Here is a 22,170-nt window from a genome sequence, read left to right on the forward strand (position 1 = left end):
TTAGTTGCAATCGTTAATTATATGGCGTACTTTTGGAGGCAAAATAAGAAGCCTTACAACACACAGGAAAGGCTTACATAAAATAAAAGGGATTTAAATAATAAAATATTAAGTATTTATGGCTGAATCAATTGATATCCGCGAGCTAAATGAGCGGATTGAAAGACAAAGTGCTTTCGTTACCAATCTTACGACAGGGATGGACCAAATCATTGTTGGTCAGAAACATTTGGTTGAATCACTGCTTATCGGATTACTTTCCGATGGTCACGTTCTTTTGGAAGGTGTGCCTGGTTTGGCGAAAACTTTGGCTATTAAAACACTCGCTTCTCTGATTGATGCGAAGTATAGCCGTATCCAGTTTACGCCGGACTTATTGCCTGCCGACGTTATTGGTACAATGGTTTACAGTCAGAAAGATGAATCTTTTAAAGTGCAGCGAGGACCAATTTTCGCAAACTTTGTATTAGCTGATGAAATCAACCGTGCTCCTGCTAAAGTACAGAGTGCTTTGCTGGAAGCAATGCAGGAACGTCAGGTTACTATTGGTAAAGAAACATTCATATTACCGGAACCTTTCCTTGTACTGGCTACTCAGAACCCTATCGAACAAGAAGGTACTTACCCGCTTCCTGAAGCACAAGTTGACCGTTTCATGTTGAAAGTTGTCATTGATTATCCAAAGCTGGAAGAAGAAAAACTGATTATTCGCCAAAATATCAATGGTGAGAAGTTCAATGTGAAGCCTATTCTCAAAGCGGATGAAATTATTGAAGCACGTAAGGTTGTTCGTCAAGTGTACCTGGATGAGAAGATTGAACGTTATATTGTAGATATTGTATTTGCAACTCGTTTCCCTGAAAAATATGACCTCAAGGAACTGAAAGATATGATCGGATTCGGAGGTTCACCTCGTGCGTCTATCAATCTGGCTTTGGCTGCTCGTACGTATGCATTTATCAAACGTCGCGGTTACGTAATTCCGGAAGATGTACGTGCTGTAGCACATGATGTTCTCCGTCATCGTATTGGATTGACATACGAAGCTGAAGCTAATAATATGACTTCGGACGAAATCATCAGTAAGATTCTGAATAAGGTTGAAGTGCCCTAATTTGTAGTTATAATACAGTCAATAAGTAGTCATTAATATCTATACATGACTACTTAACTACTTACTACTTAACTACTGTATAAATGGAAACAAGTGAAATACTAAAAAAAGTTCGCCAAATTGAAATAAAGACACGAGGATTGTCTAACAATATCTTTGCAGGCCAATATCATTCGGCTTTCAAGGGTAGGGGTATGTCATTTTCGGAAGTCCGTGAGTATCAGTTCGGCGATGATATACGTGACATAGACTGGAATGTGACTGCGCGCTTCAATAAACCTTATGTGAAAGTGTTTGAAGAAGAACGTGAACTGACAGTTATGTTAATGGTCGATGTTTCCGGAAGTTTGGAATTTGGTACGATCAAGCAGTTGAAGAAAGATATGGTGACGGAAATCGCTGCCACGCTTGCTTTCTCTGCTATTCAGAACAATGATAAAATTGGTGTGATTTTCTTTTCAGACCGGATAGAAAAGTTTATTCCTCCCAAGAAAGGACGTAAACATATCTTATATATTATCCGCGAATTGATTGATTTTCAGCCGGAAAGCCGTCGTACAAATATTCGTCTTGCCTTAGAATATTTGACAAACGTGATGAAAAGACGTTGCACCGCATTTATCTTATCAGACTTTATTGATCAGGACAGCTTTAAGAATGCACTGACCATTGCTAACAGAAAACATGATGTAGTAGCATTACAAGTGTACGACAGGAGGGTTAGTGATCTTCCCCCAGTAGGACTGATGCGAATCAAAGATGCGGAAACTGGACATGAACAATGGATCGACACCTCTTCCAAAGCTGTACGCCGGGCACATCGTGACTGGTGGATACAAAAGCAGACTGAACTTAACGATACTTTCACTAAAAGTAACGTGGATGCTGTATCTGTCAGAACCGACCAGGATTACGTAAAGGCATTGTTGAATTTATTTGCCAAACGAAATTAATGGAATCAAAGATGAATAGAAATATTATTCTGATAGCATTATTAGCTCTATTGTCTGTAGGCAAAGCAGCAGCACAGTCTGTCACGGTAGAAGCAAAAATTGATTCATTGCAGATACTGATTGGCGAACAGGCGAAAGTGCAATTGCAAGTAGCCATGGATGCTAAACAGCGTGCTATTTTTCCTGCTTACACCGATACATTGGTAAGAGGTGTGGAAATTATAGAAACTGTCAAACCGGATACTCAATTCCTGAATGATCGCCAACGAATGTTGATTACTCAAGAATACATTATCACTTCTTTTGACTCTGCTCTATATTATCTACCACCAATGCCGGTTACCGTAGATGATAAAGTATATAAATCCAAAGCTCTGGCATTGAAAGTATATTCGATGCCGGTTGATACATTACATCCGGACCAGTTCTTTGGACAGAAACCTGTGATGAAAGCTCCTTTTGCGTGGGAAGACTGGTATGGATTAATTGCTTGTTCATTCCTAGCTTTACCTTTGCTTGGTTTACTGATCTATCTCATTATTCGTATACGTGATAATAAACCTATTATCCGTAAAATAAAAGTTGAACCTAAATTGCCGCCACATCAGGCTGCAATGAAAGAGATAGAACGTATCAAAACAGAGAAGATATGGCAAAAAGGACAATCGAAGGAGTATTATACCGAACTAACGGATGCACTTCGCACCTATATTAAGGACCGTTTCGGATTTAACGCATTAGAAATGACTTCTTCTGAAATAATTGACCAGCTATTGGAGTTGAATGATAAAGAGGCTATATCAGACTTGAAGCTTTTGTTCCAGACCGCTGATTTAGTTAAGTTTGCCAAACATGATCCTCAGATGAATGAAAACGATGCTAATTTAATTAATGCCATCGATTTTATCAATGAGACAAAACAACCGGAAGAGGAAAACCAGAAACCGCAACCAACGGAAATCACTATCATTGAGAAACGTTCTTTACGTGTTAAAGCTATGCTGATTTGCGGAATTGCACTGTTATCAGCAGCACTGATTGGTACCTTTATATATATAGGTCTGCAGTTATACAATCTTTTTGTATAAAGAGTGTATAACTTAATACTAAATAGTAAACTGTTAAATCATAAATAAAATGGTTTTTGCCAATATTGAATATCTGTTTTTGCTATTATTGCTTATACCATATATTGTATGGTATATCCTGAAACAAAAGAAAAGTGAAGCAACCCTTCAAATTTCAGATGCTCGGGTATATGCACATACACCTAAAAGTTATAAGAACTATTTGTTGCATGTTCCATTTCTACTGCGCTGCATTGCTTTGGTGTTAGTTATCTTGGTTCTTGCACGCCCGCAAACTACTAACAAGTGGCAGAACAGTGAAATAGAAGGAATTGATATTATGCTGGCTATTGACGTTTCTACCAGTATGCTGGCTGAAGACTTAAAGCCAAACAGACTTGAAGCTGCCAAAGATGTAGCTGCTGAATTTATCAACGGACGCCCCAATGATAATATCGGTATTACATTATTTGCAGGAGAAACTTTCACTCAATGTCCGTTGACTGTAGACCATGCCGTATTGTTGGATATGATACATAATATTAAATGCGGCCTTATCACTGACGGTACTGCGGTTGGTATGGGTATTGCTAATGCTGTGACTCGCTTAAAAGATAGCAAAGCGAAATCTAAAGTTATTATCTTATTGACGGATGGTACTAATAATAAGGGAGATATTTCTCCAATGACAGCGGCAGAAATAGCTAAAAGTTTTGGTATTCGTGTATATACTATCGGGGTAGGTACTAATGGAATGGCTCCTTATCCTTATCCGGTGGGGAATACTGTACAATATGTAAGTATGCCGGTGGAAATTGATGAAAAGACATTGACAGAGATTGCCGGAACAACGGATGGTAACTATTTCCGGGCTACGAGCAACTCGAAACTAAAAGAAGTATATGAAGAAATTGATAAACTGGAAAAGACGAAACTGAACGTAAAAGAGTACAGTAAACGAGACGAAGAGTATCACTGGTTTGCCCTAGCTGCTTTCCTCTGTGTTTTGTTGGAAGTACTATTACGCAATTCGGTACTCAAAAAAATTCCATAAGAATGTTTGTCAATCGTTATTTGTCAATCATAAAATAGTAAGAAGATGTTTCGATTTGGAGAACCTACATATTTATACTTATTGCTGCTATTACCTTTTTTAGCAGCTTTCTACTTGTATTCCAACTACAAGAGAAGAAAGAATATCCGACGCTTCGGGGACCCGACTTTATTGGCTCAATTAATGCCTGATGTATCCAAATATCGTCCGGATGTAAAATTCTGGATTATTTTTGTTGCTATTGGCTTGTTCTCCATATTATTAGCACGCCCCCAATTCGGTTCTAAGCTGGAAACGGTTAAGCGTAAAGGAGTAGAGGTAATTATAGCTTTGGATATTTCAAACTCTATGTTAGCTCAAGATGTACAGCCTAGCCGTCTGGAAAAAGCAAAAAGACTAATTTCCAGATTAGTGGATGAACTTGACAATGACAAGGTAGGTATGATTGTATTTGCAGGTGACGCTTTTACTCAGCTACCAATAACAAGTGACTATATTTCCGCTAAGATGTTTTTAGAGTCCATCAATCCTTCGTTGATTTCTAAACAGGGTACAGCTATCGGGGAAGCAATCAATTTAGCAGCTCGTAGTTTCACTCCACAAGAAGGGGTAGGACGTGCTATTATTGTTATTACTGATGGTGAAAATCATGAGGGTGGTGCAGTGGAAGCCGCCAAAGCCGCTGCAGAAAAAGGTATTCAAGTAAGTGTGTTGGGAGTAGGTATGCCTGATGGTGCCCCCATTCCGGTAGAAGGTACGAATGATTATCGTCGCGACCGGGAAGGTAATGTGATTGTTACCCGTTTGAATGAAGCTATGTGCCAGGAAATTGCTAAGGAAGGAAAAGGTATATATGTACGAGTAGACAACTCTAATTCAGCCCAAAGAGCTATTAATCAAGAAGTGAACAAAATGGCGAAGTCTGATGTAGAGTCGAAAGTATATACAGAGTTTAACGAACAATTCCAAGCTATTGCATGGGTTATTCTACTATTGTTATTGGCAGAAATCTTAATTTTGGACCGCAAGAATCCTTTATTTAAGAACATTCACCTGTTTTCTAATAAGAAATAGTTATACGTATGTTAAAAAGTAAATATATTCTATTCGCTGTATTTCTGCTAGCGACAGCCGGTGTCTCGGCTCAGAAAGCAGAACGCGACTATATCCGTAAGGGAAACCGCCTGTTTAATGATAGTGTATTTGTTGACGCAGAGGTAAACTACCGGAAAGCTCTGGAAGCAAATCCCAAGTCTACAGTATCTATGTACAATTTGGGAAATACTCTTTCGCAACAGCAAAAGTTTCAGGATGCCATGGAACAATATGTATCGGCCAGCAAAATTGAAAAGGATAAAATGAAGCTCGCCCATATCTACCACAATATGGGAGTACTTTTCCAAGCTGGTAAAGATTATGCAAAGGCTGTGGACGCCTATAAAATGTCACTGCGTAATAATCCTGCCGATCATGAAACCCGGTACAATTTGGCTCTTGCACAGAAAATGTTGAAAGATCAACAAAATCAGCAGAATCAAGACCAAAATCAGGATCAGAATAAAGATCAACAAAAGCAAGATCAAAAACAAGATCAGAATAAAGACAAGCAGAAAGATCAGAAACAAGATGAAAAGAAAGATCAGCAGCAACCACCGAAGTCAGAAAAAAAACAAGATAACCAGATGTCAAAGGAGAATGCTGAACAATTGCTGAATTCTGTAATGCAAGATGAAAAAGATGTGCAAGACAAAGTGAAAAAGCAACAAAAAGTTATGCAAGGTGGTCGCTTAGAAAAAGATTGGTAATATAAAGTTGATGATATAAATTTCATAAGCAATGAAAAAACTGATTATTATATTGATGGCATTGATAGCATATAGCACTCAGATGCTTGCTGATAAAGTGTCTTTTACTGCTTCTGCTCCTGACGCAGTGGTAGTAGGCGACCAGTTCAGGCTGTCGTATATTGTTACTACACAAAAAGTGAAAGATTTCCGGGCACCATCGATCAAAGGTTTTGATGTGTTGATGGGACCAAGCCGTTCACAACAAAGTAATACTCAAATAGTAAATGGTAATGTTACGTCTACTAGTAGTATTACATTCACATATATATTAATGGCAAATAATGCCGGAGAATACACAATACCCGGTGCCTCAATTGTTGCTGATGGCGATCAAATGGTATCAAATTCAGTAAGGATTAAAGTATTGCCACAAGATCAAGGTAGTAGCAATAGTAGCAGTAGCTCTTCTACACATTCCTCATCTGGTACAGGGGTCTCTAACCAAGACTTGTTTATTACAGCAAGTGCCAGTAAAACGAATGTGTACGAACAGGAAGCATTTGTCCTGACCTATAAAATATACACCAGAGAATCCAATTTACAACTGAATAATGCAAAGTTACCCGACTTTAAAGGCTTCCATTCTCAAGAAATCGAAATGACTACAAATGCGAGATGGACTCCGGAACATTATCAGGGACGTAATTACTATACGACAGTTTATCGTCAGTTCGTTCTCTTCCCGCAACAATCAGGAAAACTATATATTGATCCTGCTCAATTCCAGATGACAGTCGGTAAGCCTGTACAATCTGATGATCCTTTTGATGCTTTCTTCAATGGAGGAAGTAATGTCATTGAAATAAAAAAATCAATTTCCACCCCTAAGATAGCAATAAATGTAAATCCGCTTCCTGCAGGTAAACCGGCAGATTTCTCCGGTGGAGTGGGAGAGTTCAATATTTCTTCATCTATCAACAACAAGGAACTGAAAACCAATGATGCTATTACTATTAAATTAGTAATATCCGGTACAGGTAACCTGAAGTTAATTTCTAATCCGGAAATTAAATTCCCAGATGATTTTGAAGTATACGATCCCAAAGTAGACAATCAAGTCAGATTAACCCGGGAAGGACTTACAGGTAATAAGGTTATCGAATATTTAGCAATTCCGAGACATGCTGGAACATATAAGATTCCAGGAGTATCTTTCAGTTATTTTGATATTCGCTCCAAATCTTATAAAACGCTGAAAACAGAAGAATATGTAATAAACGTAGAGAAAGGTGCGGGTAATGCAGATCAAGTAATTGCTAACTTCACTAATAAAGAGGATTTGAAAGTATTAGGTGAGGACATCCGTTACATCAAACAAAACGAAGTTACTCTCCAACCTAAAGGAAGTTTCTTCTATGGTTCAATGACATATTGGCTATTCTATATCATTCCCGCTCTTGCCTTTATTATTTTCTTTATTATTTATCGTAAGCAAGCTGCTGAAAATGCGAACGTAGCTAAAATGCGTACGAAGAAAGCCAATAAAGTAGCAACAAAACGTATGAAGTTAGCTGGAAAATTACTCTCCGAAAATAAGAAAGATGCTTTCTATGATGAAGTTTTAAAGGCACTGTGGGGATATATAAGTGACAAACTGAATATTCCGGTATCTCGTTTATCTAAAGATAATATTGAAGAGAAGCTAAGAAATCATGGAGTAAATGAGGAACTAATCAAAGAATTCCTGAATGCATTGAATGACTGTGAATTTGCCCGGTTTGCTCCAGGTGATGAAAATCAAGCCATGGATAAAGTTTATTCTTCTTCAATAGAAGTAATAAGCAAAATGGAGAATTCGATAAAACATTAACCCAGAAGAGATTGTGTCATGAAAAAGATATTATTTTTTATATTATTATCAATGTCACTTACTTGTTTTGCACAAGATTCGTTAAACATTGATTCTAAACAAACCAATGGAGTTGATTCTATCCACGCTTCACATACCACATTTTCCAGTAACACACTGGAAGATGCCACAAAAGCTGAAGGCGATTCCGCATATATAAAAGAAGATTATGCAGCAGCTATTCAAATATATGAAGCATTATTAAAAAATGGAGAAGCTGCTGACGTTTATTACAATCTGGGAAATAGTTATTATAAAATAGGAGAGATAGCGAAAGCTGTTTTAAATTATGAGCGTGCCTTGTTATTGCAACCAGGAAATGGCGATATACGTGCTAATCTTGAAGTGGCACGCGCAAAGACAATAGACAAAGTTGAGCCTGTTCCTGAAGTGTTCTTTGTTTCATGGATCAAATCTCTGACAAATAGCATGAGTGTAGATGCATGGGCCACATGGGGTATTGTATCCTTTATTCTATTGATTATAGCTCTTTACTTTTTTATATTCTCTAAACAGATTGTGTTAAAGAAAGTAGGCTTCATATTAGGAATCGTTTTTCTGATTGTCACCATTTGCTCTAATCTTTTTGCTTCACAACAAAAAGAACATTTAGTCAATCGAAATGAAGCTATAGTAATGAACCCAAGTGTAACAGTTCGAAGTACTCCAAGCGAGAGTGGTACCAGTTTGTTTATTCTGCATGAAGGGAGAAAAGTAAACGTCAAGGACAACTCTATGAAAGAATGGAAAGAAATTCGGTTGGAAGATGGAAAAGTAGGATGGGTACCAGCTTCCGCTATTGAAGTAATATAAAGGTCATTAATAGATTTTATAAATTCAAGAAAAAAAGATAAGCAAATAATTTGTTTTATCTTTTTTTTTGCTTAAGTTTATAGCGTGATAAAAAAATCACATAGTATTAACCATTAAATTTATGAGACATGAGAACAATAACGTTTAATGAACTTCGTAAAATTAAAGATTCATTGCCTAGCGGTAGCATGCATAGAATAGCAGACGAACTTGGTTTGCACGTAGATACAGTGCGAAACTTCTTCGGAGGACACAATTTCAAGGAGGGAAAAAGTGTCGGAATACATCTTGAGCCCGGTCCGGATGGTGGGCTTGTAATGTTGGATGATACGACCGTTCTTGATCGGGCTTTAAAAATCCTAGATGAATTGAATATGAGTATGCAAAAAGAACAGGCTACCGAATCTGTGCAAGTTTAAAATATAACAAACTGAATCCCAATTGAATCAAACAATTGGGATTTCTTATTTGTTTTCACCTTATAAAATATACATTTATGGAAGACAAATTAGTAACCCTAGCCATTCTGACATACACCAAAGCGCAGATCTTAAAGAATGTCTTGGAAAATGAAGGTATAGAAACATACATTCACAACGTAAATCAAATACAACCGGTTGTTTCTTCGGGGGTGCGTTTACGCATAAAGGAAAGCGATCTGCCACGTGCTTTGAAAATAACAGAAAGTTCTACATGGCTGTCTGAAAGTATAGTGGGAGAGAAGGAGCCCAAAACAGAAAATAAGTCAAATAAGATTTTAATTCCCGTCGACTTCTCTAATTATTCGATGAAAGCGTGTGAATTTGCATTTAACCTAGCAAAAACAGAAAATGCTGAAGTCATTTTGTTGCACGTCTATTTTACGCCTATATATGCTTCATCATTACCATATGGAGATATTTTCAATTACCAGATTGGAGATGAAGAATCCGTAAAAACGATTATTCAGAAAGTTCATTCTGACCTCAATGCCTTATCAGAAAAGATAAAAGAAAAAGTCACATCGGGTGATTTTCCCAATATTAAATATAGCTGTATCTTACGTGAAGGTATTCCAGAAGAAGAAATCTTAAGATATGCTAAGGAACAGCGTCCTATGGTTATTATCATGGGGACTCGGGGAAAGAATCAGAAAGATATCGATTTGATTGGCAGTGTAACTGCTGAAGTTATTGATAGAAGCCGCACAGCTGTATTGGCCATTCCCGAAAACACACCATTTAAACAGTTTAGTGAAGTAAAACGGATCGCCTTTATTACCAATTTTGATCAAAGAGATTTAATTGCTTTCGAAGCATTCTTTAATACTTGGAAATCATTCCATTTTTCTGTATCTTTAATACATCTTACTGATTCCAAAGATACCTGGAATGAAATAAAACTAGCAGGCATAAAAGAATATTTTCACAAGCAATATCCAGGGCTTGAAATTCATTATGATGTAGTAATGAACGATAATTTGTTAAAAGGGCTTGATCAGTATATCAAAGTTAATCAAATAGATATAATCACTTTGACTTCTTACAAAAGGAATATATTTGCTCGATTATTTAATCCAAGTATTGCTAGAAAAATGATTTTTCATTCTGATACACCATTACTTGTTATTAATAGCTGATCAGATCAAGCAAAAAACGGGCATTTACGATTAGGGAATAATCAATATTATGTTTAATATAAAAAGGAGCAATGTTATTATATTACTCCTTTTTAATTTTTATCAATTGAAGAAAGTTACTATTTGCAGGAGAAAAAAATGCATATTCCCTCAAATGTATATTTTGATTATCTCTCCCCAATAGAATTATACGAAAAAAAAGAAGGTTACTATTTCTAGCAACCTTCCCATATTTTTCAGACTTATAATTTTCCTGAAAACGATATTACTTCATCAGTTTATCGATTTCTTCAAATTCAGGTCCCATGTTCAAGTTATAGTAAACTCTATAAAGACCTTGTAACCATAAATCTTGTTGATCAGGTTTCAAAGCTCTAGCTTTTTCATAGAATGGTTTAGCTTCTTCGTAGAATTTCTTAACTACAGCCTGTGCTTCAGCATATTTAGGATCATTGATATCTGTTGTTGCTTTATCAGCATAATCCTGTGCTTTCATCAAATATACCAAGCCTACATTAGAGTATGCTTCTGCATATTCCGGATCAGCAGCAATAGCTTTCTTGTAGTATTCGATTGCATTATCATACTCTTTCATATTATGATAAAGATATGCTTTTACATACAAATACAACTTATTGTTCGGATCATTAGATAACATTCTGTCAGCAAACTCCATAGCTTTTGAAGCTTGATTAGAGCTATTATAATAATCAACCAAGTTAGCGAAGAAATAATCATTTCCTGGGAACTTAAGGATACCCTCTTCCAAAGCCTTAATCCATGCAGCAGTATCACCTTTAGCCTTATATGCATCAGCCATCAACTGCATTGCAAATTTACCACCATCTTTATCAGACAAAGCAGCAGGAGCATACTTAATAATTGCATCTTTATCACCTACTCTATCAGCAGCTAATGTTGCGTAATAGGCAATTTGCGGGAGAAGAGTATCGTTTTTAGCCAATTCTTTATCAGCTAACATTGGGTAAGAAGCTGATTCAACATATGTTGCAAAGAATTTCAAGGCTTCTTTATTCTTATCCAAGTTAAAATACTGAATACCACCATTAATCAAATTAGGACGTTCAGCCAACATACTTGAAGCGTTTGCTTTCCGGTATTTGTTTTTAACTTTCCCCTTTTCATTAGGTATTTCTGCTAATTCATCACACTTAGTATAGTACTCATACATTTTCAGAATGCTATTATACACTTTCAATGTATCATACGGCTTTTTCAAAAAAGCATTTTTCATTTGCTCTTCGTTGATACGTCTCTGAATAAATCCAGCAACGTCCCATGTGTCAGCAAGATCCTTCGTTTCAGGATTCTTCATAGCTTCCCCAATAAGCTGTTCAGCCTGCTTAAAATTAGGTTTTACATCATTAGCAATACTCTTTGCTTCTTTTACATTCTTCGTTTGTGCGAATGAGAAGCTAACAGCCATCAATAAAACCATCGAAAATAATACTCTTTTCATGATTGTTGTTTGATTAATTATTAATATTATGTCTATTCCTCGATTTCGTTGTTGCTTTCGTTTTCATTTACGTCTGCTGCATCATCAATATCAGGAGCATCAGCATTCGGATCACTCACAATTGTTCCTTCTGCTTCTTCTGCCGGAATTTCATCTTCAAGACTTTCTGTCATAACCTTACATACCGAACCAATCTGGTCGTTACGTTTTTCTAGATTTATCAGACGGACACCTTGAGTAGCACGGCCCATAATACGAACATCAGCCACTTTCAAACGAATAGTGATACCAGACTTATTGATAATCATCAAGTCATTTTCATCAGTTACTGACTTGATTGTTACCAACTTACCTGTTTTTTCGGTAATATTCATGGTCTTCACACCCTTACCGCCACGGTTCGTCTTACGATAGTCTTCTATTTCAGAACGTTTGCCATATCCTTGTTCGGAAACTACCATCACAGATTCTGTCTTCAAATCTTTGATACAAATCATTCCTACTACTTCATCCTGACCATCATTATCCAATGTAATACCGCGTACACCTGTTGCTGTACGTCCCATTACACGAACTGCTGCTTCATGGAAACGAATTGCACGTCCATTACGATTGGCAATGATGATTTCATTGTTTCCATTCGTCATACGAACTTCAATAACACTGTCATCTTCACGGATAGTTATGGCATTTACACCATTCTGACGAGGACGAGAATACTGTTCTAGTAATGTCTTCTTTATTACCCCTTTCTTAGTACAGAACAATACATAATGGCTATTAATAAACTCAGAATCCTCCAAACTCTTCACACGCAAGTATGCAGTTACATTATCGTCCGAGTCAATATTCAACAAATTCTGAATAGCACGTCCCTTAGAATTCTTCGTTCCCTCAGGTATTTCATATACTTTCAGCCAATAGCACTTACCTTTTTGTGTAAAGAACATCATCGTATTGTGCATGGTAGCAGGATAAATATGTTCTACAAAGTCTTCATCACGGGTCTCCGTACCTTTCGAACCTACACCACCACGATTTTGTGCACGGAATTCAGTCAACGGAGTACGTTTGATATAACCCATATGAGAAATTGTAATAATCATCTGATCATCTGCATAGAAGTCTTCCGGATTGAACTCTTCTGAAGAATAAACGATTTCAGAACGACGTTCATCTCCATATTTCGTTTTAACTTCCAACAATTCATCTTTCATTACCTGACGGCATACTTCATCATCAGCCAAAATACTTTCCAAATAAGCTATCTGCTTCATTATTTCTTCGTATTCCGCATGAAGCTGATCCTGCATCAGACCTGTCAATTGACGCAAACGCATTTCTACAATTGCGCGAGACTGAATTTCTGTCAGGTTGAATCGCTCAATCAAGCCTGCTATAGCGTCATTAGGAGTTTTTGCTGCACGAATGATACGAATTACTTCATCAATATTATCCGAAGCGATAATCAAACCTTCAAGAATGTGCGCGCGTTCTTTCGCTTTACGAAGATCGAACTGAGTACGACGAATAACAACTTCGTGTCTATGTTCGATGAAATATTTAATTAAATCTCTCAGATTCAACGTCTTTGGACGTCCATGAACCAAAGCAACATTATTTACGCCAAAAGATGTCTGCAAAGCTGTCATTTTATAGAGTTTGTTCAACACTACACTTGCATTTGCATCACGTTTGATGTCAATAACAATGCGCATACCGTCACGGTCAGACTCATCGTTGGCATTTGAGATACCTTCTATTTTCTTATCATTTACAAGATCAGCTATATACTTAATCAACTCGGCCTTATTTACATTATAAGGGATCTCGGTTATTACGATCTTATCATGTGTCTGTCCGCTTTCGATTTCGGCTTTCGCACGCATAATTACACGTCCTCGTCCAGTCAAATATGCCTCGCGTACACCACTCACACCATATATAAACCCGCCAGTAGGGAAATCTGGTGCTTTGACAAATTCCATCAGTTCCTCTACTGTAATTTCCGGATTATCAATATATGCTTCACATGCTTCAATTACTTCCGAAAGATTATGAGGAGGCATATTTGTAGCCATACCTACAGCGATACCGGATGCTCCGTTCACCAGAAGATTCGGGATACGTGTCGGCATAACTTTAGGTTCTACCAGCGTATTATCAAAGTTAGGCTCAAAATCGACGGTTTCCTTATACAGGTCATCCATCATTGCTTCACCCAACTTATTAAGACGAGCTTCTGTATAACGCATAGCAGCAGGGCTATCACCGTCTACAGAACCAAAGTTCCCCTGTCCATCTACCAAAGGATAACGCATTGCCCATTCCTGAGCCATACGCACCATTGCAAAATAAACAGAAGAATCTCCATGAGGATGGTACTTACCGAGTACCTCACCCACGATTCTGGCTGATTTCTTATAAGGTTTGTCTGAAGTATTGCCCAATTCCATCATTCCGTATAAAATTCTACGGTGAACAGGCTTAAATCCATCTCTAACATCCGGAAGGGCACGTGAAACGATGACCGACATGGAGTAGTCAATGTACGATGACTTCATTTCCTCCTCGATGTTAATCTTTATAATTCTGTCTTGTTCAAGCATTTAAAATGATTATTAATTATACATTCTACGGTTTGTGAAAAACCACGCTAAAGTACTACTTTTCCCCGATATACGAAAGTTTTTAGAAAGAAAGTTTTAGCATGACCGGGACGACAATTCATTAAACTTTAAAATTCGAAAATAAAAAGATAAAAACGATAAATATAATATGGAAAGATAGATAACATTGGTAAAAAAGAGCTGGATATTTGTTATACCTTATATATATAATGCAAATACACCGTTTTTATGGCACGCCATTTGTAGATATAAGAAATAAAGCAAATATTGCAATACAAACTTGATTAATGCGTATATTTGCCAGTGAATAACCCTTAGAAGAAAAGGAAAAGTATGAATAATCAATTCTCACAAAGAGTTTCCGACATTATCGTCTATAGTAAGGAAGAAGCGAATCGGTTGAGAAGTAGGTATATAGGCCCTGAGCACCTGCTTCTGGGAATCCTTCGTGACGGTGAAGGAAAAGCTATCGAGATATTGTCTAAACTCAACACCAATCTAGCTGCAATAAAGCAACAGATTGAAGCTCAACTGAAGGCAGAAGCTGATGATATGTTATTGCCTGATGCAGAGGTACCGTTATCTAATGATGCGGCAAAGATATTAAAAATGTGTATTTTAGAAGCTCGTGGAATGAAAAGTAACATCGCTGATACAGAACATGTATTATTGGCTATTTTAAGAGAAAAAAACAATATGGCAGCTTCCGTACTTGAAGCAAACGATATAAATTATGTGAAAGTACTGGAGCAAGCTACATTGCAACCAGATATAAACTCTGGCATGGGCTTTACGGAAGACGATGATGATGACGAAGAAATGTCCTCTCCCCGTTCCGGCAGAGGTGGTTCGGACGAACGCCAACAAGCACAAACCGCTTCTAAGAAGCCGTCTAATGACACACCGGTACTTGACAATTTCGGTACTGACATGACAAAAGCGGCAGAAGAAGGACGCCTGGATCCCGTTGTCGGCAGAGAGAGAGAAATCGAACGTTTAGCGCAGATCTTAAGCCGCCGCAAAAAGAATAATCCGATTTTGATTGGTGAGCCTGGTGTAGGAAAGTCAGCGATTGTTGAAGGTCTTGCATTAAGAATCATTCAGAAAAAGGTTTCGCGGATTCTGTTTGATAAACGAGTGGTTGCTCTTGATATGACTGCTGTTGTAGCAGGAACCAAATATCGTGGACAATTCGAAGAACGTATTCGTTCCATTCTCAATGAATTACAGAAAAATCCGAATGTAATATTATTCATTGATGAAATCCACACGATTGTAGGCGCAGGTTCTGCGGCAGGTTCTATGGATGCTGCCAATATGCTAAAACCGGCATTGGCAAGAGGAGAAATACAATGTATCGGTGCTACCACTCTTGATGAATATCGTAAGAACATTGAAAAAGATGGTGCTTTGGAACGCCGTTTCCAAAAAGTAATAGTAGAACCGACTACCGCTGCCGAAACTTTGCAGATTTTGCGTAATATCAAGGATAAATATGAAGACCACCACAATGTGTATTATACGGATGAAGCATTAGAAGCATGTGTCAAGCTGACAGACCGCTATATCACAGATCGTAATTTCCCTGATAAAGCTATTGACGCTTTAGACGAAGCCGGTTCACGTGTACATCTTACCAATGTCAATGTGCCCAAAGAGATAGAAGAACAAGAAAAACTGATCGAAGAAGCCAAAAGCAAGAAAAACGAAGCTGTGAAATCGCAGAATTTCGAACTTGCAGCCAGCTTCCGTGATAAAGAAAAAGAGCTTTCTGTCCAATTAGATGAAATGAAAAAAGAATGGGAAGCCAATCTGAAGGAAAACAGGCAAACTGTTGATGCAGAAGAAATTGCCAATGTCATCTCAATGATGTCAGGCATTCCGGTACAACGGATGGCACAGGCTGAAGGTATCAAGCTCGCAGGTATGAAAGAAGATTTGCAGGCTAAAGTCATCGCACAAGATACAGCAATAGAAAAACTGGTTAAAGCTATTTTGCGAAGCCGTGTAGGGCTAAAAGATCCTAATAAGCCAATTGGCACATTTATGTTCTTAGGCCCGACAGGAGTTGGTAAAACTCACTTAGCAAAAGAGTTAGCCAAATATATGTTTGGTTCTGCTGATGCACTGATTCGTATAGATATGAGTGAATATATGGAGAAGTTCACTGTTTCACGCTTGGTTGGAGCACCTCCGGGATACGTAGGATATGAAGAAGGTGGTCAGCTGACAGAAAAAGTGCGCCGTAAACCATACTCGATTGTATTGCTTGATGAGATAGAAAAAGCACATCCGGATGTGTTCAACATCTTGCTTCAGGTTATGGATGAGGGGCGTCTGACTGACAGTTATGGCAGAATGGTAGATTTTAAAAATACTGTTATTATCATGACTTCCAATATAGGAACCCGTCAGCTGAAAGAATTTGGACGTGGCGTTGGTTTTGCGACACAAAGCCGCCTGGATGATAAGGAATTCTCGCGAAGCGTAATACAAAAAGCTCTAAACAAATCATTCGCGCCCGAATTCATCAATCGTGTAGATGAGATAATCACGTTTGACCAGCTTTCTCTGGAAGCAATAACAAAGATTATAGACATAGAGCTGAAAGGATTGTATGATAGAATAGAATCTATTGGTTACAAGCTTGTTATTGAAGATAAGGCGAAAGAATTTATCGCCGGCAAAGGATATGACGTACAATATGGCGCCCGTCCTTTGAAGCGAGCAATTCAAACTTATCTGGAGGATGGCTTATCCGAGCTCATCATTTCCTCCTCTTTGAAGGAGGGAGATACTATTCAGGTATCTCTCAATGAAGAAAAAGGTGAATTGGAGATGAAAGTTGTCACTCCGGAATAATATTATTTCCTGAATAAGAAAATAAAATAATATGCCATAATGTCAGACCTTCGGGTCTGGCATTTTTTTTGTCTCTATCTGAACAAACATCAATTAAAATTAATCAATAGATAAACTAAAAAATATACGTATTATGCAAAAAGGTAATATTGGGGTTACAACAGAGAACATTTTCCCTATCATTAAAAAGTTTTTGTACAGTGACCATGAGATTTTTCTGCGCGAGTTAGTATCTAATGCGGTAGACGCCACTCAAAAGCTGAATACGCTTGCTTCTATTGGCGAATTTAAGGGTGAACTGGGTGATTTAACCGTTCACGTTGAATTAGGCAAAGATACCATTACTATTTCCGACCGTGGTATCGGTTTGACTGCAGAAGAAATTGAAAAGTACATCAATCAAATAGCTTTTTCAGGAGCTAACGACTTCCTGGAGAAATATAAGAATGACGCAAATGCCATTATCGGACATTTCGGACTTGGCTTCTACTCTGCTTTTATGGTTGCAAAGAAAGTGGAAATTATCACTAAATCATACAGAGACGGTGCACAAGCCGTAAAATGGACTTGTGATGGCAGCCCTGAATTCACTATTGAAGAAATTGAAAAAGCTGATCGTGGATCAGACATCATCTTATACATTGATGATGACTGCAAAGAATTCCTCGAAGAAGCACGTATTTCCGAGCTTCTGAAGAAATATTGCAGCTTCCTTCCTGTTCCCATTGCATTTGGGAAAAAGAAAGAATGGAAAGACGGCAAACAAGTAGAAACAGCCGAAGATAATATAATCAATGATACCACTCCTTTGTGGACACGTAAACCTAGCGAACTTTCGGATGAAGATTACAAATCATTCTATAGTAAGCTATATCCAATGTCTGATGAACCACTATTCTGGATTCACCTGAATGTTGATTATCCATTCCATCTGACCGGTATCCTCTATTTCCCGAAGGTAAAGAGCAATATTGAATTAAATAAGAATAAGATTCAGTTATATTGCAATCAGGTATATGTTACAGACTCGGTTGAAGGTATTGTGCCGGACTTCCTGACTTTGTTACATGGCGTAATCGATTCTCCGGATATTCCGTTGAACGTTTCCCGTTCGTATTTGCAAAGCGACTCGAACGTGAAGAAGATTTCAACTTATATCACAAAGAAGGTTTCCGACCGTTTACAGTCTATATTCAAGAATGACCGTAAGCAGTTTGAGGAGAAGTGGAATGATTTAAAAATATTTATCAATTACGGAATGCTCACACAAGAGGATTTCTATGATAAAGCGCAAAAATTTGCCCTTTTCACCGATACAAATGACAAGCATTATACATTTGAAGAGTACCAGACCCTTATTAAAGATAATCAGACAGATAAAGATGGAAACCTAATTTATCTGTATGCAAATAACAAGGATGAGCAATACAGTTATATTGAAGCTGCCACCAACAAAGGATACAATGTTTTGCTCATGGATGGCCAGTTGGATGTAGCTATGGTAAGCATGCTGGAACAAAAACTTGAAAAATCCCGTTTCACTCGTGTAGACAGTGATGTTGTTGACAATCTTATTGTAAAAGAAGATAAGAAAGGTGAAACGTTGGAAGCCAATAAACAGGATGCAATCACAACAGCCTTCAAGAGTCAATTGCCTAAAATGGATAAAGTTGAATTCAATGTCATGACACAGGCATTAGGAGAAAATTCAGCTCCAGTCATGATTACTCAAAGCGAATATATGCGTCGTATGAAAGAAATGGCGAATATTCAGGCCGGAATGAGTTTCTATGGTGAAATGCCTGATATGTTTAATCTAATTCTGAATTCAGACCATAAGTTGATAAAACAGGTATTGAATGAAGAAGAAAGTGCTTGTCAGGCAGAAGTAGCTCCGATACTTTCTGAAATGGACAATGTCAACAAACAACGCAATGAGTTGAAAGACAAGCAAAAGGATAAGAAAGAAGAAGAAATCCCCACATCAGAAAAAGATGAACTAAACAATCTGGATAAGAAGTGGGATGATCTGAAAAACAAGAAAGAAGCTATCTTTATCGGCTATGCAAGCAATAATAAAGTTATCCGCCAGCTGATCGATTTGGCCTTATTGCAAAACAATATGCTAAGAGGTGAAGCTTTGAATAACTTCGTAAAACGTAGCATAGAATTGATTTAATATTGCCCTTTTAAACATTACACATACTTCAAGAAAGAGCATTCAACGTTAAATACACGTTGTAATGCTCTTTTTCAATTTAAAACGATCGGTAAAATATCGATTAATTGAAAAGTATTGTATATATTTGAACACTTAATAGACAAAAAATTCAATTGTTTGATTTGGGTTATGAGAAAGATTTTTTTAGTGTTAATTACTTTATGGCTGATTATTCCGGCTATCCATGCCCAAAAAGTAGGACTTGTATTAAGCGGTGGTGGCGCCAAAGGGATGACACACATCGGTATCATTCGCGCTTTGGAAGAAAACAACATTCCTATTGATTACATTGCAGGCACTTCTATGGGAGCCATTATCGGTTCTTTATACGCCATGGGATACTCTCCTGACGACATGGTAAAACTTCTCAAGTCGGAAGACTTTAAACGATGGTATTCCGGAGAAGTGGAAGAGAAATATGTATATCACTTCAAAAAGAATCTTCCCACTCCCGAATTCTTCAATATTCGTTTTTCATTCAAAGACTCACTGAAAAGTTTGAAACCTCAATTCCTGCCTACTAGTGTTGTCAATCCGATTCAAATGAATCTCGTTTTTGTAGACCTATATGCACGTGCCACAGCTGCTTGTAAGGGAGATTTTGATAAACTTTTTGTTCCTTTCCGTTGCATTGCGTCCGATGTATACAACAAGAAACAATTAGTCATGAAGGAAGGAGATTTAGGAGATGCCGTCAGAGCTTCCATGAGTTTCCCGTTCATGTTTAAGCCTATTGAAATAGACAATGTATTAGCCTATGACGGAGGTATTTATAATAACTTCCCTACAGATGTCATGAGAGATGATTTTCATCCGGATGTCATCATAGGGAGCGTCGTGTCCACCAATCCCACTAAACCCAAAGAAAATGACCTCATGAGTCAAATTGAAAATATGGTGATGCAGAAAACCGACTATTCCATTCCGGACTCCATGGGGATTTTAATGACGTTCAAATATGACAATGTCAATCTAATGGATTTTCAACGCATTGACGAATTACACGATATAGGATATAATCGAACCATCAGCATGATGGATTCAATCAAAAGTCGTATCCATCGGCGTGTAAATCTGGACAATATACGTTTAAGAAGAATGGTATACCGGAGTAATTTTCCGGAGCTACGCTTTAAAAATATCATCATCGACGGAGCTAATCCACAACAACAAGTATATATTAAAAGAGAATTTCATAAATCAGACAACAAAGAATTCACTTATGAGGATTTAAAACAAGGTTATTTCCGATTGTTATCTGATAAAATGATTTCCGAAATTATACCACATGCAATTTATAATCCGGAAGACGATACCTACGATCTACATTTAAAGGTGAAATTAGAAAATAATTTTGCTGTGCGGTTGGGAGGAAATATATCCACTTCCAACTCCAATCAGATCTATCTGGGGCTTAGCTATCAGGATTTAAACTACTATGCCAAAGAGTTTATCCTTGACGGGCAACTCGGAAAAGTATATAATAACGTGCAGTTTATGGCAAAAATTGACTTCGCCACTGCCATTCCTACCTCATACCGCCTTATAGGCTCAATCAGTACTTTCGACTATTTCAAGAAAGACAAACTTTTCTCGCGAAATAACAAACCCGCCTTTAATCAGAAAGACGAACGTTTCTTAAAATTGCAGGTCGGATTACCTTTCCTTTCGAGCAAGCGAGCAGAGTTTGGGGTCGGAATTGCGAAAATAGAAGATAAATATTTTCAGAAAAGCGTCATTGACTTTGGAAATGACAAATTTGACAAAAGTCGCTATGATTTATTCGGTGGATCAATCAGCTTTAATGGAAGCACCCTAAATTCTAAACAATACCCTACACGTGGATACAGAGAAGCTCTTGTTGCCCAGATCTTCGTTGGAAAAGAACGATTCTACCCAGGCGAAGGAAGTACCACCAACAACAATAATAAAGACCATCACTCATGGTTACAATTATCATACATGAAAGAGAAATATCATAATATGAGTGAACATTGGGTTTTAGGGTGGTATTTGAAGGCATTATATGCCTCTAAAAACTTTTCCGAGAACTATACGGCCACAATGATGCAGGCTGGAGAGTTTTCGCCCACGCTACACAGTAAATTGACCTACAACGAAGCCTTTCGTGCCAATCAATTTGTGGGAGCCGGTATTCGGCCTATTTACCGTTTAAACCAAATGTTCCATCTTCGGGGAGAATTTTATGGCTTTATGCCCATTTATCCAATCGAAAAAAACTCGTTGAATAAAGCATATTATGGAAAAGCTTTCTCCAAGTTTGAATATTTAGGAGAAATTTCTGTTGTATGTCAATTACCTTTTGGAGACATCTCTGCATATGTAAATCATTATAGCTCACCGAAAAGGGAGTGGAATGTCGGACTAAGTATAGGTTGGCAACTATTCAATTATCGGTTCATAGAATAATTTTCTACAAAAAAAGTCGTTGAAAAGCTTGCTAGTTCGGGAAAAGTCCGTATCTTTGCACCCGTTAAAACAAAAGAATGGTCGCGTAGCTCAACTGAATAGAGTAGCTGACTACGGATCAGCCGGTTACAGGTTTGAATCCTGTCGCGATCACTTTTTTTGAATTAACAAAATGGCCGCGTAGCTCAACTGAATAGAGTAGCTGACTACGGATCAGCCGGTTACAGGTTTG

Annotated in this window: 15 protein-coding genes and 1 tRNA gene; 14 read left to right on the forward strand and 2 right to left on the reverse strand. The window is 37.7% G+C overall.

The annotated features are described in order from the left end of the window. The first annotated feature begins 118 nt into the window (after positions 1 to 118). The 10 genes from KTR06_RS16415 (at position 119) to KTR06_RS16460 (ending at position 10,315) form a co-directional block, all read left to right on the forward strand. On the forward strand, positions 119 to 1,114 hold the full coding sequence (locus KTR06_RS16415; RefSeq protein WP_004314364.1) for a MoxR family ATPase: 996 nt from the start codon (positions 119 to 121) through the stop codon (positions 1,112 to 1,114). Positions 1,115 to 1,197: 83 nt separating this feature from the next. Beyond that, positions 1,198 to 2,067 (forward strand): DUF58 domain-containing protein, encoded by an 870-nt coding sequence (locus tag KTR06_RS16420; protein WP_004314365.1) that lies wholly within the window; start codon positions 1,198 to 1,200, stop codon positions 2,065 to 2,067. A gap of 11 nt (positions 2,068 to 2,078) precedes the next feature. Beyond that, positions 2,079 to 3,155: a hypothetical protein gene (locus KTR06_RS16425; protein WP_055235110.1), complete on the forward strand. Its 1,077-nt coding sequence runs from the start codon at positions 2,079 to 2,081 to the stop codon at positions 3,153 to 3,155. A gap of 49 nt (positions 3,156 to 3,204) precedes the next feature. Further along, positions 3,205 to 4,188 (forward strand): VWA domain-containing protein, encoded by a 984-nt coding sequence (locus tag KTR06_RS16430; protein WP_004314367.1) that lies wholly within the window; start codon positions 3,205 to 3,207, stop codon positions 4,186 to 4,188. A 45-nt stretch (positions 4,189 to 4,233) separates the two neighbouring features. Continuing rightward, positions 4,234 to 5,262: a VWA domain-containing protein gene (locus KTR06_RS16435; protein WP_055234969.1), complete on the forward strand. Its 1,029-nt coding sequence runs from the start codon at positions 4,234 to 4,236 to the stop codon at positions 5,260 to 5,262. Between the two features lie 8 nt (positions 5,263 to 5,270). Beyond that, positions 5,271 to 5,993 (forward strand): tetratricopeptide repeat protein, encoded by a 723-nt coding sequence (locus KTR06_RS16440; protein ID WP_015531111.1) that lies wholly within the window; start codon positions 5,271 to 5,273, stop codon positions 5,991 to 5,993. A gap of 31 nt (positions 5,994 to 6,024) precedes the next feature. Further along, a complete protein-coding gene (locus KTR06_RS16445) occupies positions 6,025 to 7,845 on the forward strand; it encodes a BatD family protein (RefSeq protein ID WP_120068404.1) in 1,821 nt (606 codons plus the stop codon). A gap of 18 nt (positions 7,846 to 7,863) precedes the next feature. Next, positions 7,864 to 8,697, forward strand: a complete 834-nt coding sequence (locus KTR06_RS16450; RefSeq protein WP_120068399.1) for a tetratricopeptide repeat protein — start codon at positions 7,864 to 7,866, stop codon at positions 8,695 to 8,697. A gap of 128 nt (positions 8,698 to 8,825) precedes the next feature. Then, a complete protein-coding gene (locus KTR06_RS16455; RefSeq protein WP_004295969.1) occupies positions 8,826 to 9,116 on the forward strand; it encodes a hypothetical protein in 291 nt (96 codons plus the stop codon). 77 nt (positions 9,117 to 9,193) lie between these two features. Next, positions 9,194 to 10,315, forward strand: coding sequence for a universal stress protein (locus KTR06_RS16460; RefSeq protein ID WP_120068395.1), 1,122 nt, complete (start codon positions 9,194 to 9,196; stop codon positions 10,313 to 10,315). A gap of 265 nt (positions 10,316 to 10,580) precedes the next feature. Here the strand turns inward: KTR06_RS16460 and KTR06_RS16465 are convergent, their stop codons facing one another. Together KTR06_RS16465 and gyrA are read right to left on the reverse strand one after the other, a co-directional pair. Beyond that, on the reverse strand, positions 10,581 to 11,795 hold the full coding sequence (locus tag KTR06_RS16465; RefSeq protein ID WP_049702828.1) for a lipopolysaccharide assembly protein LapB: 1,215 nt from the start codon (positions 11,793 to 11,795) through the stop codon (positions 10,581 to 10,583). A 32-nt stretch (positions 11,796 to 11,827) separates the two neighbouring features. Then, entirely contained in the window at positions 11,828 to 14,404 is a 2,577-nt protein-coding gene (gyrA, locus tag KTR06_RS16470) for a DNA gyrase subunit A (protein ID WP_049702827.1), read from the reverse strand. A 354-nt stretch (positions 14,405 to 14,758) separates the two neighbouring features. Here gyrA and KTR06_RS16475 point away from each other — a divergent pair, with 354 nt between their 5' ends. The 4 genes from KTR06_RS16475 (at position 14,759) to KTR06_RS16490 (ending at position 22,091) form a co-directional block, all read left to right on the forward strand. After that, a complete protein-coding gene (locus KTR06_RS16475; RefSeq protein WP_004314507.1) occupies positions 14,759 to 17,287 on the forward strand; it encodes an ATP-dependent Clp protease ATP-binding subunit in 2,529 nt (842 codons plus the stop codon). Positions 17,288 to 17,420: 133 nt separating this feature from the next. After that, a complete protein-coding gene (gene htpG / locus KTR06_RS16480) occupies positions 17,421 to 19,466 on the forward strand; it encodes a molecular chaperone HtpG (protein ID WP_120068391.1) in 2,046 nt (681 codons plus the stop codon). Positions 19,467 to 19,637: 171 nt separating this feature from the next. Beyond that, a complete protein-coding gene (locus KTR06_RS16485; protein WP_165861912.1) occupies positions 19,638 to 21,938 on the forward strand; it encodes a patatin-like phospholipase family protein in 2,301 nt (766 codons plus the stop codon). 79 nt (positions 21,939 to 22,017) lie between these two features. After that, positions 22,018 to 22,091, forward strand: a tRNA-Arg gene (locus tag KTR06_RS16490). Positions 22,092 to 22,170 lie beyond the last annotated feature (79 nt).

Origin of the sequence: Bacteroides sp. MSK.20.12, from assembly GCF_019052435.1 — a bacterium.
In the GTDB taxonomy this organism is placed as follows: domain Bacteria; phylum Bacteroidota; class Bacteroidia; order Bacteroidales; family Bacteroidaceae; genus Bacteroides; species Bacteroides xylanisolvens.

Coding starts and splice junctions, on each gene's coding strand:
- KTR06_RS16425 (WP_055235110.1), top strand. CDS start 2,079: ATGAATAGAAATATTATTCTGATAGCATTATTAGCTCTATTGTCTGTA.
- KTR06_RS16465 (WP_049702828.1), bottom strand. CDS start 11,795: ATGAAAAGAGTATTATTTTCGATGGTTTTATTGATGGCTGTTAGCTTC.
- KTR06_RS16415 (WP_004314364.1), top strand. CDS start 119: ATGGCTGAATCAATTGATATCCGCGAGCTAAATGAGCGGATTGAAAGA.
- KTR06_RS16445 (WP_120068404.1), top strand. CDS start 6,025: ATGAAAAAACTGATTATTATATTGATGGCATTGATAGCATATAGCACT.
- KTR06_RS16485 (WP_165861912.1), top strand. CDS start 19,638: ATGAGAAAGATTTTTTTAGTGTTAATTACTTTATGGCTGATTATTCCG.
- KTR06_RS16420 (WP_004314365.1), top strand. CDS start 1,198: ATGGAAACAAGTGAAATACTAAAAAAAGTTCGCCAAATTGAAATAAAG.
- htpG (WP_120068391.1), top strand. CDS start 17,421: ATGCAAAAAGGTAATATTGGGGTTACAACAGAGAACATTTTCCCTATC.
- gyrA (WP_049702827.1), bottom strand. CDS start 14,404: ATGCTTGAACAAGACAGAATTATAAAGATTAACATCGAGGAGGAAATG.
- KTR06_RS16450 (WP_120068399.1), top strand. CDS start 7,864: ATGAAAAAGATATTATTTTTTATATTATTATCAATGTCACTTACTTGT.
- KTR06_RS16440 (WP_015531111.1), top strand. CDS start 5,271: ATGTTAAAAAGTAAATATATTCTATTCGCTGTATTTCTGCTAGCGACA.
- KTR06_RS16435 (WP_055234969.1), top strand. CDS start 4,234: ATGTTTCGATTTGGAGAACCTACATATTTATACTTATTGCTGCTATTA.
- KTR06_RS16430 (WP_004314367.1), top strand. CDS start 3,205: ATGGTTTTTGCCAATATTGAATATCTGTTTTTGCTATTATTGCTTATA.
- KTR06_RS16455 (WP_004295969.1), top strand. CDS start 8,826: ATGAGAACAATAACGTTTAATGAACTTCGTAAAATTAAAGATTCATTG.
- KTR06_RS16460 (WP_120068395.1), top strand. CDS start 9,194: ATGGAAGACAAATTAGTAACCCTAGCCATTCTGACATACACCAAAGCG.
- KTR06_RS16475 (WP_004314507.1), top strand. CDS start 14,759: ATGAATAATCAATTCTCACAAAGAGTTTCCGACATTATCGTCTATAGT.